Origin of the sequence: Clostridium ljungdahlii, from assembly GCF_001636845.1 — a bacterium.
GTDB classification, from domain to species: Bacteria; Bacillota; Clostridia; order Clostridiales; family Clostridiaceae; genus Clostridium_B; species Clostridium_B ljungdahlii_A.
On the sequence record NZ_LITT01000063.1, the window covers coordinates 39,461 to 54,288 of the forward strand.

A 14,828-nucleotide genomic window follows, 5' to 3' on the forward strand; every position below is an offset into this window, starting at 1 on the left:
GTCCACCTTTTCTCAAATTTATATAAAGTTTATGAAAATAAAAAACTCCAGCTTAATTTTAGGCTGAAGTTTTTAACTATTAATCCCAATTAATCTGAATATACTTAGAACATTTATCTAAAATCATTTTGATGTTATACTTAAAATGAGGTGATATATAAATGCTTAAAAACATTAAAGGTGCTATTTTTGATATGGATGGCACTCTTATTGACTCCATGTGGATGTGGGAAAACATTGATGAAAACTATTTGGCAAGAAAAAAGCTAACGGTTCCCGCAAACTTAAAAAGTGATATAGAACATATGAATTTTTATGAAACTGCCGAGTATTTTAAAAATAAATTTAATATTCATGATAGTATAGAAGAAATTCAAAAAGAATGGTACGATATGGCCATTTATGAATATTCTCATAATATTTCACTTAAACCAGGAGCTAAAGAGTTTTTACTTTTATTAAAGAAAAAGGGTATTAAAATAGCTTTAGCCACAAGCAATTATAGAGAAATAACAAACGCATGTCTCAAAAAGAATAAGATATATGATTTATTTGACTCAATAATTACAGGTGATGAAATTTCAAAAAGTAAGGCTTTCCCCGATATATATATTTGTGCTGCCCAAAAGTTAAATTTAAATTCAAAGGATTGTGTAGTTTTTGAAGATATGCTGTGTGCCGTTAAAGGTGCAAAATCAGCAGGTATGACTGTGATAGGTGTACATGACCTATATTCTGAGTACCAATGGAATGAAATAATAAATTATTCGGACATGCATATATCTAATTATAACGAATTAATGAAGGCAATATAATTTTCATTTTTAAGCACCTTATTGAATATACTAATATAAAAGTACTTAAATGAGGAGATTTAAAATGCTAGCTTTTTTATTCCTTCTAATTATAGCAGGAAATGCTGTTATTCTATACAAATTCAACGATAAGGTCTCAGTTCAGAGAAGACAAATACTTTCTTTAAAGTATGAAAATGATGATTTGAAATCAAAATTATCAAAACAAACTCCTAAGAAAATAGACATCAAATACGTCACTCCTCAATTTTTAAATGCAGTAGTTACTATAAGTGGAACTCTTCATCTTTCACCTATTTCAAACTCCAGCATAGTTAATACTTTAAAAGAAAATACTTCTTTAAAAATTCAAGATAGTGCTCAAATTCAAAGTCAACTTTGGTATGAAGTTTTTTTGCCTGGAGACAACAGGTTGAATTCTAAAGGATGGATAAAATCTAATTATATAAGGATAATTGAATAAAGCCCTTTATTACTTAAAACTAGGGCTTTTTAACATTTCTATAATAATTTGATAACTCCATCTAAATATTCGGGAACGCCTTTTATTATATCTTTTTTGCAGCAGTATTTTAAATCATCATATAAATCTAGCTGTTGTATCCTTTTATAGTGAGATGCATTTTGTATAAATCCTACAATATCTGGATTCTTTTCATAAACATATAATGCAGTTTTGGATATATCTGTAAGTTCTACCTCTGTCTTTTCCAAGATGCACTTTATTATATATCCGCTGCATATAAAATCGTCCATAGAAAATTGTCCACTTGTTCCAGAATTAACTATCGTTACATCATTTCTTAAGCTTACTATCTTATCTGCCACCTTAGCTCCATTTATAAGGGCTCCTATTAGCATATTTTTTGCTGTAACACTTCTTTTTATTGCTCTAGTTCCATTAGTTGTAGTCATTATAAGAATTTTATTTTTTACAACTTCTCTAGTATACTCAAGTGGAGAATTCGAGCAATCAAATTCTGGTATTTTTAAGGCATTTCTCTCGCCTCCAAGTATATATTTTTTCCTATCTCTCCCTGCTATTTCTAGAGCTTCTTCTACAGTTAGAACAGGTATCACTGCCTTACATCCATTGTCCATAGCGGTAGTAATTACTGAAGTTGCCCTAAGCATATCCACTATTACCACAGACTTGTCCGCAATTTTCTCATCTTTTATATCATCTGCTGATATTATTACATCTATCTTCAATTTTCAATTTCCCCCTCTAAAAGTAATCACATATTATTTATATCTCAACAATTATGAATTAACTATTTCATATTATTCTCACAATATATTCCCTGATAGATGTTCCTATCCTTCATAGTTTTATCTATGTCATTTAGAACTTCCCACTTTTTAAGACTCCATTTAGGTCCTATAAGTAAATTTCTAGGTGCATCTCCAGTTAACCTGTGAATTACAATATCTGGCCGGGTATTTGACAGTGCTGAGCATATTACATCTACATAGCCTTCTTGACTCATAAGCTTCAACTGTCCTTCGTTATACAATTTTACAAGAGGAGTATGTTCCATTAAGTGAAGCAAATGGAACTTTACTCCCTGTATATCCTGACTTGATACATATTTTACTGTATTCATCATAATGTCTTTATTTTCATAGGGCAGTCCCATTATTAAATGAACTACCACTTCAATTCCTATTTTTCTCAAATTTTTTACAGATCTTTCAAACGTTTCTAATTTATATCCCCTGTTTATTTTTTCTGCTGTAAAATCATCAGAACTTTGCAGGCCAAGCTCTACCCAAGTATAAATTTTATTATTAAATTTCTCAAGTAATTCCAGCACATCATCTTCAAGGCAATCAGGTCTAGTAGCTATTGCAAGGCCAACTACACCTTCTTGATTTATAGCTTCCTCATACTTATGCTTTAGTATTTCTACAGGAGCATAAGTATTTGTATATGCTTGAAAATAGGCTATATACTTTCCATCTTTCCACTTCTTGTTCATCATTTGCTTTATACCCTGAAACTGACTTGATATAGATACATTCCTATTTCCTGCAAAATCCCCAGATCCTTTTTCACTGCAAAATATACATCCACCTGTACTTATAGTACCGTCTCTATTAGGACAAGAAAATCCTCCATCCAAAGATATTTTAAATACTTTACATCCAAATTTTCTCCTCAAATAATAATTCAAACTATAGTATGTTTTGTCTCCCCACAACATCCTAACCCTTCATCCTCTCAATCTCCCAATAAATAATACATTGTCATTATATCACAATATTACATTTTCACTGCTTTAAAATTTTTTAGACTTAACTTCCACTTACCAGTTAGTTTAGAAAGTGATTCACTACTATTATTTTTTGATATAACATCAAAGTTTAATATATCCTCATCAAAAGAGGAAAAAACTACATCCACTTTATCAAGAGGAAATTTTTCTTCAAACTTGTAATCCACTATATCTCCTGAATTTGCCTTATAGAGCCTTATACAATGACCTATATTTTCATTTGTATATTGTGCCATAACAAATTTTTCATCTTGAGAAAATGTTACAAATTCTACTTTAGAATCCTTTAGAAGATCTAAATTAGTTATATTTTTACCTACTGTTTTCTCGACTTCACCCTTTTTACCGCCTTCTCCTCCATCCTTGCTGTCACCGCCATCGCCCTGCTGTCCATCAGAATCCTGGGATTGTGTTGACATGCTTTCATCTATTTTTATTACACCTATATACGAATCTTTGTTATAAGTAACCATTGCCATGTTATCTCCCGTATAGGAAAAATCAATTATACCAAAGTTATTTTTGGGTACAGCAGCCTTATCTATATTTACCTTATCATCTTTTGGGAATACATAATTAGGTACATTTGTTATGTCTATTACTATATTTGTCTTTACATCATTTTTATTTCTCATTTTTATTTTATCTTTTTCAATAAATGCTTCCCTATCCACAACATCACTAGTCTTATCAATCTTATAGTCATTACCTTCCTTTACTATTTTTATAGAATATTCATCTAACACTGCAAAAGGTTTGCTTAAATCTACTCTTGCCACCTTTACCTTAAATTGCCCCGACTTTCCAATTTCACTGCTATCACTTAAACTATATCCAACAATTTTTAAATTTTGATTTTCACTCTTTATAGGACTTTTCAGGAGTTCCTTGGAATATAATTTTTTAATATTCTCAACATCGCTTTTCATGAGATATTTCATATAAGTATCTACCGTATTACCTGCTGCTTTCATATCGAAACTTTCATTTGACTCTTTAGTATCTTCTTTTTTATTCAAACTGCACCCGCATATTAAACTACACGAAAAAATTATAAATAATATGGTACAAATTATACTTCTTTTTCTCATATACTTCCTACTCCCAGTTTTTACTCTGTAGTAGAAATCCACCTCCTTCTACTAAGTTAAGTCATTTTCAAAGAAATAACTAGTCAGCATGCCAACCTATTTTCTTTCAAATGCCTTAATTAATTCACTTAAACTTTATTTTTCCCGTAAATAAAATTTTAATTTATAATTCATTATTTTTATATGTTATTTATATATTTATATATAGGACATATTTAGCCGATGGCTGCCTTTTCGGAAAAGTGGACATAAGTAAAATTAAAAATTATATTACTGGAGGGATATTTTTGAGTAAAGAGATTGTTTTGATTTTCCAAGTAGCCGCTGTATTTATAGGTACAATAGTTGGTGCTGGCTTAGCATCAGGGCAAGAAATAAGCCAATTTTTTACCCAATATGGTTACAAAAGCTTCATAGGCATATTGATCTGCTGCATTATATACATAGTAATGTCAATTATAATAATTAACATAAGCAAAAAATATAACTTAAACTCTTATGATGGACTCATATCCTTAGTAAGCCCTGGGTTTTTGGGTATAGTTACCAATTCCCTAACTACTTTTTTCTTAATTGGCGGATCAGCTATAATACTTGCTGGAAGTGGTGCCCTAATTCATCAATACTTTGGAATATCACGGTGGATAGGTATAATATTTATGATATTTATAGCTATAATTATATTATTTAGAGATACTAAAGGGCTACTTGAAATAAATTCAGTCATAGTTCCTTCACTTATACTAGTAATAGTAACCTTATTTATATTGTATTTAGCTTTTTATAAAAATCTAAATATATCTAGCTTAAAAAACATAAACTGCTGTAAACAGAGCTGGTTTTTTTCTTCATTAATGTACTCCAGTTTTAATGTGTTATCTTGCAGTGGCGTTTTAGTACCTTTAAGTCTTTCCATAAACAAGAAGAAAAGTCTTATTGCAGGTTCTATTATCGGCTCCTTAATCCTTACAATACTGGTTTTTATAATAAACTTCATGCTAATTTTGAATATACCCTATATATTCAAATATGAAATTCCTCTCCTCTACATAGCAAATCGTTTTGGGAAAATATTAGAAATAATACTGCTTGCTATAATTTGGTTGGAGATGTTTTCTACAGAAGTATCTAATATATATAGTGTGGGAAAGAATTTTGAAGAAGTATTTAATATATCCTATAAAACATCAGTAATTATAATAATATTAATTACAATTCCTGTATCACAAATTGGTTTTGTAAAACTAATTTCATTTTTATATCCCGCTTTTGGTTTAGTAAGTCTTATATTTATAGTACAATGTATTGTTTTTTATCTTAGAAATTATAATAAATGAATTACTTCCTTATGTTATAATTAAAAAGCTGTACTCATATTAATTTTTAATTATCTAAACTTTAAAGGAAGTGCTTTTATGCAAAACTATTTGGAAAATTGCATCTTATGTCCTAGATCCTGCAAAACAAACAGATTAAAAGGCTCAACTGGCTTTTGTAATGCTGGCAAAAATATAAAAATAGCCAAAGTATCCTTACATAAGTGGGAAGAACCCTGCATTTCTGGTATTAATGGTTCAGGAACTATATTTTTTTCTAATTGTAATCTAAGATGTGTTTTTTGCCAGAATCACACTATAAGTGCTGAAAACATAGGAAAAGAAGTATCCATAAAAAGACTTAGTGAAATTTTTCTAGAGCAACAAGATAGAAATGCTCACAACATAAATTTAGTTACTCCAACCCATTATATTCCACAAATAATTGAAGCCCTGGATATAGCTAAATCAAAAGGTCTTCAGCTACCAGTATTATTCAATACTAACAGCTATATAAATGCAGCTACTTTAAAAGACCTGAAAGGATATATAGATGTGTATCTTCCTGATTTAAAATATTTTAATAACAAATATGCAGTTAAGTATTCTCATGCCCCCGACTATTTTAGCTATGCTTCAAAAGCCATAGAAAAAATGTTTAACCAAGTAGGCACTATAAAATTTGATAAAAACGGCATGGTAACAAAAGGCGTTATAATACGGCACCTCATGCTGCCCGGTTTATTATTTGACTCAAAAAAAATAATAGATTATATATATAATACCTTTGGAGATTCAGTTTACATAAGCATAATGAATCAGTATACACCTATGTATAATTCTTATAAGTTTCCTGAAATAAATAGGCCTTTAAGCCCCAAGCACTATGATTCATTTATAAATTATTGCCTATCTCTAGGAATAAAAAACGCATTTATTCAAGAAAGTACAAGTTCTTCTAAAAGTTTTGTACCTGACTTCAACTTAGAAGGAATTTAAATTAAAAATTGGCTAGAATAGAATTCCTGTTCCTATCCCAGCCAATTTCACCACATCTTTTATTTGCCTAGTTATATCCTAAATATTCATCTTTAATTCCAAATTAAAGTTTTATTTCAAGTCTATCTAATTTAGCAATTATCTTTAAACTTTTAATCTCAATAGTTTCTGTTCTTATACCACTTCTACTACTAATAAGAAGCACCTTATTACTATCCAGCTTCTTTATTTGTCTCAATTCCCTTTTCCCATTATACTCTACTAGATATATGGAGTTATTATAAATTTCTCCTGTACTATGTACAAAAACTAAATCTCCCCTTTGTATTCTAAATCCCTCCATATCATCACTTTCTACTTGCAAATACATAACTTTATCCTGAGCATATCCTTCTATTTTATTATCAATCAACGGAAGCTGCCTAAATCCTACTGCTGTTCTCATATCATATTTATAAACAGGTACCTTTTTTAAAACAGATCCAAAAGCTTCACTCCAAACGTCTTGTACTTTCTCCTTCTTAGCTATTGGAGAAGATTTTGGAGTTTTATCTTCTTTATATACTTCCTCTTCAAAAGACATAGTTATATCATTTATACTTTTACCTAATATTTTGGAAAGTTTATCAATTATATTTTGATTTACTATTCTCTTTCCAGATTCCGCTTCATTTATAAATCCCTCTGAAACTCCTAACTTTTTAGCTAACTGCTTCTGACTAATACCCAATTCAGTTCTTGCTAATTTTATTTTTTGTCCTACTCTATTCATTTTCTCCTCCTAATTTAATAGATAATGATAATTTTTCTCCTAACGTCAGAAAATATTAAAATTATAAATTTCCTAATGCAAGAAGGAAGTCATTATTTGAACTTTGATATTTTAACTTTAAACTTTCTATACGCTTTCCTCTTTTAAAAGTTTATAACTCAATTGTATTATAGATTCACTGTCCATGGAATTAAATATTGTTACTTTCCCTGCTTTATTTTTATTGTTTTTTATATGGTATTTAACAAGCTGTCTTTTAAGTTGTTCTACAGTACCTTTACTTCCGTCTATTATAGGGATGTCCTCATTTAAAATTTTACGTATGCTTTTCTTTACAAACGGGTAATGAGTACATCCTAATACCACTGCTGCAATTCCTTCATCTTTCAGTGAATTTAGTTTTTCCTTTAAATAGCCTTCTACTTCCTCTCCTTCTATCTTACCCTGCTCAATAAGTTCTACTAAGCCAGGACATGGCAGTGGTTCTATCGATGATCTACTTTCATACTTTTTCATAAGATTACTAAACTTTCTTTCTGAAAGGGTCATAGTAGTTGCCATTATTACTATCTTACCTTTTCTATTAAATTCTACTGCAGGTTTTAAAGCTGGTTCTATGCCAATTATAGGCATAGATTTGCTATATTTTTTCCTCAAATCTATTATTGCTGCACTAGTTGCAGTATTACAGGCCACAACCAATGCCTTTATATTCTTTGTTAATAGAAGCTCTACTGCATTAAAAGTAAGTCTTTTTACCTCTTCTGCAGTTTTTACCCCATAAGGAGCCATTTTAGAATCTCCAAAATACACAAAATCTTCATTTGATAAGATTTTAACTGCTTCTTTTAAAACACTTATTCCACCTATTCCAGAATCAAAAAAACCGATAGGTCTATCTTCTAAATCCACTCTATCACCTCATTATTCTAATCAAAAAACTTTCTATGTTTATTATATATTATACATTTAAACTATACAAAAAAAATCTAAAAAACCAAATTATGAGTATAATTAATCGTTTAAATCTACAACATAAGTATGTTATAAATTTCTTGCTTTCTTATTAATATTGCAATTACAATTATAAATTCCTTCAAAATTCTATTGACATATATCAATATTAATTATAAAATCATAGATATATAAAATTAAGTTATTAAAATAACGAAAGTAGCAATTTATTAGGTGTAAAAATATTAGAGTATTAAAAATGAGATACTCTTCTAATTATTTATAGGAGGAATGGAATTATGTTAAAAGATCTAGTGTATGTAGTGCCTAAAGAAACGCACTCAGAGGAAAATTTAAAGAAAATGCTAACTGCACATTCAGAAATAAAATTTGTGTCCCTTATAGGTATAGATCTTTCTGGTAACAACACTGATGAGAAAATCCCTATTGAGGTCTTTTTGAAAGATATAAATGGCTTTTTAAATGGAGCAATTCAAACTGACGGTTCATCTGTAGTTCTTCCAGGAATAGCAACACTAAACAATGCAAAAGTAGATATGTTGCCTGATCTTGATGTAAATTGGTATATAGAATACAATGAAGAAAATGTTGACCTTGAAACAAATAAGCCTGTTGGAACACTGAGAATTCCTTGTTTCCTATATCATGAAAACAAAGCAGTAGATTCTAGATATGCTTTAAAAAATTGTGTAGAACATTTCACATCAAATCTCTTAGACTTATTTAAAAAATACCCTAGTACCATATCATCTTTTGGAATAAAATACGAGGATATAGATGATGTAATTGCTACTTGTGCTACAGAACTAGAATTTTGGGTAATGACACCTAACGATAAAGCACACACTGAAGAATTATTCACATCTCAGGAACTTCAAGAACAATATTGGACTAGAACAAAAGGTATAGTAAAAACAGCCTTAGAAGAAACTCTATTAAATATGAACTTATACGGTTTAAAGCCTGAAATGGGACATAAAGAAGTCGGCGGTGTAAAAGCTAAAGTAGATAAATCAGGAAGCTTCAATCATGTAATGGAACAATTAGAAATAGACTGGAAATACTGTACTGCTGTTCAAGCAGCAGATAATGAATTACTTGTAAAGAATATAGTTGAAGAAACTTTTAGAAGCAATGGATTAGATGTTACTTTCCTTGCTAAGCCTATTGAAGGGGTAGCTGGCAGCGGAGAACATACCCATATAGGAATAGCATTAAAACTTAAAGATGGTAAAGTTATAAATCTATTTTCTTCTACTAAAGAACACTTCTTAAGTATTTTTGGATATGCTTCTGTAATGGGAATACTTAAAAACTACGAAGTTATAAATCCTTTTGTTTCTAACACTACTGATTCCCTCAGAAGATTAAAACCTGGATTTGAAGCACCTATATGTATAGTAACTTCCCTAGGTCATTCTGCAGAGATTCCTTCAAGAAACAGAACTGTACTTATAGGAGTTATAAGAGATTCTGCAAATCCTTTAGCTACAAGATTTGAATTAAGAGCTCCAAATCCTCATACAAATACCTATTTAGCTGTAACTACATTATATTTAGCTATGATGGACGGAATAAAATATGCGGTTACAAATGAAAAAACAGAAGATGACTTATTAAAGGAACTTTCAAAGAAAGCTGAAGATGATGCAGATTATTTGGAAAAGGGAAGGGCATATAGAAGTGAGGAAAATGTATTTGAATCCTTTACTGATGAAGAAAGAGTAAGATTATTTGGTACAGCCCCTGCAACTGTATATGAAAATCTCAGTGCTCTTGATAAATACCCAGAGAAAAAAGCTGTCCTAACTGCAGAAGGTGTATTGGACGATAAATTAATAAACAGCTTTAGATTAGGAGCTACAACTAGATGGCTAATAGAACTAAATCATAGAATATTAAATGATTACTCCAATGAAATAAGAGATTGTAAGATGTTACATTCCATAGATAAAGCTTTAGACCTAGATGTAGCTAATTGGCAAAAAATAAATGACTTAAGATATTACTTAATGAAAGATTCATATTCTAAAAAAAGCTTATTCACTAGAATAAAACTTGCATCAGAAGCTGGAGATTACGAAGAAGTATCTAAACTTCAAATAGAAGCTGAAGAAAAAATTAGTGAACTCAAAGATTTATACTCAAGTTATAAGAAAAATTTATTGGATATCTAAATATCAATGAATCTTACTTAGTGGGAGTGTTATAGTAGGTAGCCATCAGATAAAGAAGGTAGTAAGCTTAAAGTTTACTACCTTTTTAATCAAATTATATTAAAAATCCCTTAAAGGGAAATTTTTTATAAGTGTTTCCTTTCTATTGCTTATAGGCTTCCAAAGTGCTATTCTATCTATTCGAGCCATTTTATAAATTTCATCTTTTTTTCCATTATTACAAGCTGAAACATACTCTTTGGATGCCAATTCCTTAATGGAGTAATTCGTATTTGCAAGTACAGTATGTAAGCCCCAATCGTTTCCATTCTCTCTAACATCAAACTTATAAAGTTTTAAAGTTTCATTTATCTGTCTTGCAAGCCTTATTACATATCCTTTATTTTCTACCTTTAAATTAACAGACTTATAAGATTGATTAAAACAAATAGCTTCATTCACTTTTACTTTAAACTTCTTATAAGGTTTTAATATATCAGAAACAATCTTAGTAAATTTCTCTATATCTGGATTTTCCACAGCTCCAAGAGTTATATGTAAAGGTGGTATATTCTTATACAATCTATACTTTCTACATATATTCCTTTGTATATGCTCAATATAAGAATAGGAATCCTTATCAAACAAAGCTACTAAATAATATTTCATTATTTTCTCAATCCCCCAAATTAATTTTACAAAAATGTATAGTATGTAACTAACATTATATCACATAATTATTATTCTTATAGCATTAAAAATTACCAGTAATTATAGGTATATAAAATATGTCTAAGTGTAAAAATACTAATGTTATAAAATTTACAAAAAGAAAGAGGTGAAATCCTGCTTTAAAATATATTTATCTTTTAAAAGCAGGTATATTATGAATAATACTGAAAATAATAGTATTGGATGTATAGTAAACGAATGCAGATTTCATGCAAAGAATACAAATTATTGCACTCTCGACAAAATAGAAGTTACAAAGCATGAATCTATGGCTAAAGACGTACAATGTACTGACTGTGGTAGTTTTATGAAACAAGAATAATTATTCTCCACAGTATCTACCTGAAACAATAAAAACTTAAAACAATTCCACCAGCCCAGCTTTGTCATTAAAGCTGGGCTTTAATTTAAAAAATAATTAATTTCATTTGTATTATAATTTAAGAGTATCATTCATATTTTCAAATTTTATGTTAAAATAACACAAAATTATGATATAATAAATTTTGTGTAATATGAATTAAATTTGAGATTTTCTAAACTTTATATAAATATAAATTTGTGATAAGGATGGATACGTGAATGGATAAATTGGTAATTAATGGTGGAAGGCCTCTTTCCGGTTCTATAGAAATTAACGGTGCAAAAAATGCTGCTGTAGCAATATTACCGGCATCAATAATGGCCAGTAAAGGATTATGCTCAATTGATAATATACCTAATATAGAAGACGTCCACTGCATAGAAAGAATTCTTGAAAGTTTAGGCTGCGAAATAAAAACAGGTAAAAATTCAGTAGTAATTAATAGTACTACTATAAATAGTATAGATGCAAACACTGATGATGTACGAAAAATGAGGGCTTCTTATTATCTAATAGGCGCACTGCTGGGCAGATTTAAAAAAGCCAGGGTTGAACTACCAGGAGGATGCCCTATAGGGGTTAGACCTATAGATCAGCATATAAAAGGATTTGAAGCTTTGGGTGCTCAAGTTAAAATTAAACACGGTTGTGTACTAGTAGAAGCTAAAAAGTTGATTGGAACAAGTATATTTTTTGACGTAGTAAGCGTAGGGGCCACTATAAATGTAATGTTAGCTGCTGCCCTTGCAGAAGGCGTAACTACTTTAGAGAATGTAGCAAAGGAACCCCACGTAGTAGATGTAGCAAATTTCTTAAATAGCATGGGAGCAAATATAAAAGGTGCAGGCACTGATATAATAAGAATAGTAGGGGTTAAAGAACTAAAAGGCTGCTCCTATAGTGTTATACCAGATCAAATAGAGGCTGGTACATATATGATTGCAGCCGCAGCCTGCGGTGGAGAAGTAGTTGTCCAAAATGTTATACCTAAGCACCTGGAGTCTATATCAGCAAAACTTATAGAAATGGGAGCTGAGGTAATAGAAGATGGTGATTCTGTTACTGTAAAATCAAGTGGAAAATTAAAGGGCGTAAATATAAAAACCCAACCTTACCCTGGATTTCCTACAGATGTACAACAACCTTTAAGTACTCTTTTAACCGTAGCGGAAGGAAGAAGCATTATAAATGAAAGTATATGGGAAAGTAGATTTAAGCATGTAGATGAGCTCAAAAAAATGGGTGCTAATATTAAAGTAGAAGGTAGAACCGCTATTATAGATGGCGTAAGTAAGCTCAGTGGAGCTATTGTAAAAGCAACAGACTTGAGAGCTGGTGCTGCAATGGTTATAGCTGGCCTTATTGCCGAGGGTACTACTGAAGTTTTGAGTATTAAGCACATTGATAGAGGATACCCCAATATAGAAGATAAATTTAGAGCTCTAGGTGCCGATATAAAGAGAGTATCTTATTCTGAGTAATACAAATATTATTAATAGGGAGATTTATTATGATTTTTTGTCCTTTATACAGCGGCAGCAGTGGAAATTCCATATTTATAGCATCTGATAATGCTAAAATTCTGATAGATGCAGGACTTTCTGGTAAAAGTATAGAAAATGCTCTTTTAAAAATTGGACATAAGCCAAATGATATAGACGCCATACTAGTTACCCATGAACACAGTGACCATATTAAAGGTGTAGGTGTGTTATCTAGGAAATATGATATACCTATATATGCAAATAACCTTACCTGGAAAGCCATGTTAAAATCTATAGGCAAGATAAAAGAGCATAATATTAAAATAATCTATGACAATTATATAAACATAAAAGACATGGACATAGTAAGTTATAGTATATCCCATGATGCTGCAGATCCTTATGGATATGCAATTAACTGTGAGAACAAGAAAGCATGTGTAGCAACAGACTTAGGATTTATATCAGATGACATCAAGGATATATTAAAAGATTCAGATTTAATTCTTTTAGAAAGTAACCACGATGTAGAAATGTTAAAGTTTGGACCTTATCCCTATGATTTAAAAAGGAGAATTCTAAGTAAAGTAGGTCACTTATCTAATGATGACTGTGGAATGGTCATCCCAGACATTTTAAATGGAAAATTCAAAAAAATTATTTTAGGACATTTAAGTAAAATAAATAATTATCCTGAATTGGCCTATGAAACTGTAACAAATAGTTTAAGAGAATGTGGAATTAAATTAAATACTGATGTAAGCATATCCATGGCAAGACGTGATCAACCCAGCAATTATATAAGCTTTTAAAAGTATGGGAAGATTTTATACAGTTAATTTTGCCTTGTGAAAACTGTCAGGAGTGATATAAGATGGAAAGAGAAACTACATATTGCTGTGATCATCATATTGACATAGCTTTTGATGACTTTTTGGTGGATAATGAAACTTTTCCCTATTTGGTAAATATAACAGGTCATAAGTGTACTTATTGCAGCAGAGAAGCCACTTACGCCTTAAAATCAAAACCTTAAAAAGGAATTGCAAAATATAATAATTTTTATTATAATACGTCAGTATAGGTTTTTTATTAAAAAGATTTTTAACTTAGACAAAATATTTAAAATAGAAGATAAATGTGGTGACTTTAGACAAAGGCTGGCATTGTATTAATACAAATCAGCCCTTAAGTTAGAACACCTATATATTTATCTGTAGTTTGAAGGGAGGTACTGCTGTAAAAAAAATGTATACAGCAGGATAAATTATGAGTTTGTATGAAGATTGGACAAATATGGTTGTAAATTTTGTAAAGGCAAAAGGTGAGGCTGCCTTTTGGAAAGAATATGGCTCAATTGAAAAAAATATTTATACAAAAATTTTATCTGAACATGAGGGCACTATAGATGGAGCTATAAAAAATTTAGCAAAAAAATTTGAAACTTCAGAAGTATTTTTTATGGGATTTTTAGATGGAATAAATGACAGTCTTGAAAAACCTTTAGTTCTTGAAGACTTAAAGGTAGATTCAAAAATTGCTATAGAAATTAATTTTGAAAAATTGTACTTTAACATGTTAGATGCCAAAGCTGATTATCTGTATGATCTTCCTCAGTGGGAGTCTATATTTTCAAATCAAAAAAGAAGAGAAATACATAAACAATGGGTTTCTTCTAAAACCATAGTAAATAAAACTAAGGTTGGTAGAAATGATCCTTGTCCATGCGGCAGCGGTAAAAAGTATAAACAGTGCTGTGGCAAAAAATAAGCATATGATTTTCATGTTTAATTTGGAGTAAGCTTTTTAAAGTTTGCTCCATTTTTATTATTATATTGTATGTAT

16 protein-coding genes are annotated in these 14,828 nt (G+C 30.1%); 10 read left to right on the forward strand and 6 right to left on the reverse strand.

The window, feature by feature from the left end; translation table 11 throughout:
- Positions 1 to 161: 161 nt before the first annotated feature.
- Together WY13_RS18315 and WY13_RS18320 are read left to right on the forward strand one after the other, a co-directional pair.
- Entirely contained in the window at positions 162 to 815 is a 654-nt protein-coding gene (locus WY13_RS18315) for an HAD family hydrolase (RefSeq protein WP_063557015.1), read from the forward strand.
- A 64-nt stretch (positions 816 to 879) separates the two neighbouring features.
- Positions 880 to 1,278, forward strand: a complete 399-nt coding sequence (locus tag WY13_RS18320; RefSeq protein WP_013240758.1) for a hypothetical protein — start codon at positions 880 to 882, stop codon at positions 1,276 to 1,278.
- A 38-nt stretch (positions 1,279 to 1,316) separates the two neighbouring features.
- On the opposite strand, the gene WY13_RS18325 is transcribed toward WY13_RS18320, so the two are convergent.
- The 3 genes from WY13_RS18325 to WY13_RS18335 form a co-directional block, all read right to left on the reverse strand.
- Entirely contained in the window at positions 1,317 to 2,027 is a 711-nt protein-coding gene (locus WY13_RS18325) for a 2-phosphosulfolactate phosphatase family protein (protein ID WP_063557016.1), read from the reverse strand.
- Between the two features lie 62 nt (positions 2,028 to 2,089).
- Positions 2,090 to 3,022 carry a TIGR01212 family radical SAM protein gene (locus tag WY13_RS18330; RefSeq protein ID WP_063557017.1) on the reverse strand — a complete coding sequence of 311 codons (933 nt, stop codon included), beginning with the start codon at positions 3,020 to 3,022 and terminating at the stop codon, positions 2,090 to 2,092.
- A gap of 59 nt (positions 3,023 to 3,081) precedes the next feature.
- The gene (locus WY13_RS18335) at positions 3,082 to 4,113 is read right to left on the reverse strand and encodes a hypothetical protein (protein WP_242866546.1); all 1,032 of its coding nucleotides are present in this window, start codon (positions 4,111 to 4,113) and stop codon (positions 3,082 to 3,084) included.
- Between the two features lie 359 nt (positions 4,114 to 4,472).
- On the opposite strand from WY13_RS18335, the gene WY13_RS18340 reads away from it, so the two are divergent.
- Positions 4,473 to 5,522, forward strand: a complete 1,050-nt coding sequence (locus WY13_RS18340; protein WP_063557019.1) for a YkvI family membrane protein — start codon at positions 4,473 to 4,475, stop codon at positions 5,520 to 5,522.
- Positions 5,523 to 5,600: 78 nt separating this feature from the next.
- Positions 5,601 to 6,500, forward strand: coding sequence for a radical SAM protein (locus WY13_RS18345; RefSeq protein WP_063557020.1), 900 nt, complete (start codon positions 5,601 to 5,603; stop codon positions 6,498 to 6,500).
- A 103-nt stretch (positions 6,501 to 6,603) separates the two neighbouring features.
- Here the strand turns inward: WY13_RS18345 and WY13_RS18350 are convergent, their stop codons facing one another.
- Together WY13_RS18350 and murI are read right to left on the reverse strand one after the other, a co-directional pair.
- On the reverse strand, positions 6,604 to 7,272 hold the full coding sequence (locus tag WY13_RS18350) for an XRE family transcriptional regulator (protein WP_063557021.1): 669 nt from the start codon (positions 7,270 to 7,272) through the stop codon (positions 6,604 to 6,606).
- A 126-nt stretch (positions 7,273 to 7,398) separates the two neighbouring features.
- Entirely contained in the window at positions 7,399 to 8,184 is a 786-nt protein-coding gene (gene murI, locus WY13_RS18355; protein ID WP_063557022.1) for a glutamate racemase, read from the reverse strand.
- Positions 8,185 to 8,525: 341 nt separating this feature from the next.
- On the opposite strand from murI, the gene WY13_RS18360 reads away from it, so the two are divergent.
- Positions 8,526 to 10,424 (forward strand): glutamine synthetase, encoded by a 1,899-nt coding sequence (locus WY13_RS18360; RefSeq protein WP_063557023.1) that lies wholly within the window; start codon positions 8,526 to 8,528, stop codon positions 10,422 to 10,424.
- A gap of 99 nt (positions 10,425 to 10,523) precedes the next feature.
- On the opposite strand, the gene WY13_RS18365 is transcribed toward WY13_RS18360, so the two are convergent.
- Entirely contained in the window at positions 10,524 to 11,072 is a 549-nt protein-coding gene (locus WY13_RS18365) for a 2'-5' RNA ligase family protein (RefSeq protein WP_063557024.1), read from the reverse strand.
- Between the two features lie 217 nt (positions 11,073 to 11,289).
- On the opposite strand from WY13_RS18365, the gene WY13_RS20735 reads away from it, so the two are divergent.
- The 5 genes from WY13_RS20735 (at position 11,290) to WY13_RS18380 (ending at position 14,753) form a co-directional block, all read left to right on the forward strand.
- A complete protein-coding gene (locus WY13_RS20735; RefSeq protein ID WP_082848568.1) occupies positions 11,290 to 11,457 on the forward strand; it encodes a DUF1540 domain-containing protein in 168 nt (55 codons plus the stop codon).
- 260 nt (positions 11,458 to 11,717) lie between these two features.
- The gene (locus WY13_RS18370; protein WP_063557025.1) at positions 11,718 to 12,980 is read left to right on the forward strand and encodes a UDP-N-acetylglucosamine 1-carboxyvinyltransferase; all 1,263 of its coding nucleotides are present in this window, start codon (positions 11,718 to 11,720) and stop codon (positions 12,978 to 12,980) included.
- A gap of 29 nt (positions 12,981 to 13,009) precedes the next feature.
- Positions 13,010 to 13,795, forward strand: a complete 786-nt coding sequence (locus WY13_RS18375; RefSeq protein ID WP_063557026.1) for an MBL fold metallo-hydrolase — start codon at positions 13,010 to 13,012, stop codon at positions 13,793 to 13,795.
- Positions 13,796 to 13,857: 62 nt separating this feature from the next.
- Positions 13,858 to 14,019 carry a CxxH/CxxC protein gene (locus WY13_RS20740; protein ID WP_082848569.1) on the forward strand — a complete coding sequence of 54 codons (162 nt, stop codon included), beginning with the start codon at positions 13,858 to 13,860 and terminating at the stop codon, positions 14,017 to 14,019.
- A gap of 233 nt (positions 14,020 to 14,252) precedes the next feature.
- Positions 14,253 to 14,753 (forward strand): SEC-C metal-binding domain-containing protein, encoded by a 501-nt coding sequence (locus tag WY13_RS18380; protein ID WP_063557027.1) that lies wholly within the window; start codon positions 14,253 to 14,255, stop codon positions 14,751 to 14,753.
- Positions 14,754 to 14,828: the final 75 nt, after the last annotated feature.

Excerpts from the sequence above, each read along its gene's own strand:
- WY13_RS18315 (WP_063557015.1), top strand. The coding sequence starts at position 162 with ATGCTTAAAAACATTAAAGGTGCTATTTTTGATATGGATGGCACTCTT.
- WY13_RS18320 (WP_013240758.1), top strand. The coding sequence starts at position 880 with ATGCTAGCTTTTTTATTCCTTCTAATTATAGCAGGAAATGCTGTTATT.
- WY13_RS18330 (WP_063557017.1), bottom strand. The coding sequence starts at position 3,022 with ATGTTGTGGGGAGACAAAACATACTATAGTTTGAATTATTATTTGAGG.
- WY13_RS18345 (WP_063557020.1), top strand. The coding sequence starts at position 5,601 with ATGCAAAACTATTTGGAAAATTGCATCTTATGTCCTAGATCCTGCAAA.
- WY13_RS18350 (WP_063557021.1), bottom strand. The coding sequence starts at position 7,272 with ATGAATAGAGTAGGACAAAAAATAAAATTAGCAAGAACTGAATTGGGT.
- WY13_RS18360 (WP_063557023.1), top strand. The coding sequence starts at position 8,526 with ATGTTAAAAGATCTAGTGTATGTAGTGCCTAAAGAAACGCACTCAGAG.
- WY13_RS18365 (WP_063557024.1), bottom strand. The coding sequence starts at position 11,072 with ATGAAATATTATTTAGTAGCTTTGTTTGATAAGGATTCCTATTCTTAT.
- WY13_RS20735 (WP_082848568.1), top strand. The coding sequence starts at position 11,290 with ATGAATAATACTGAAAATAATAGTATTGGATGTATAGTAAACGAATGC.
- WY13_RS18370 (WP_063557025.1), top strand. The coding sequence starts at position 11,718 with ATGGATAAATTGGTAATTAATGGTGGAAGGCCTCTTTCCGGTTCTATA.
- WY13_RS18375 (WP_063557026.1), top strand. The coding sequence starts at position 13,010 with ATGATTTTTTGTCCTTTATACAGCGGCAGCAGTGGAAATTCCATATTT.
- WY13_RS20740 (WP_082848569.1), top strand. The coding sequence starts at position 13,858 with ATGGAAAGAGAAACTACATATTGCTGTGATCATCATATTGACATAGCT.
- WY13_RS18380 (WP_063557027.1), top strand. The coding sequence starts at position 14,253 with ATGAGTTTGTATGAAGATTGGACAAATATGGTTGTAAATTTTGTAAAG.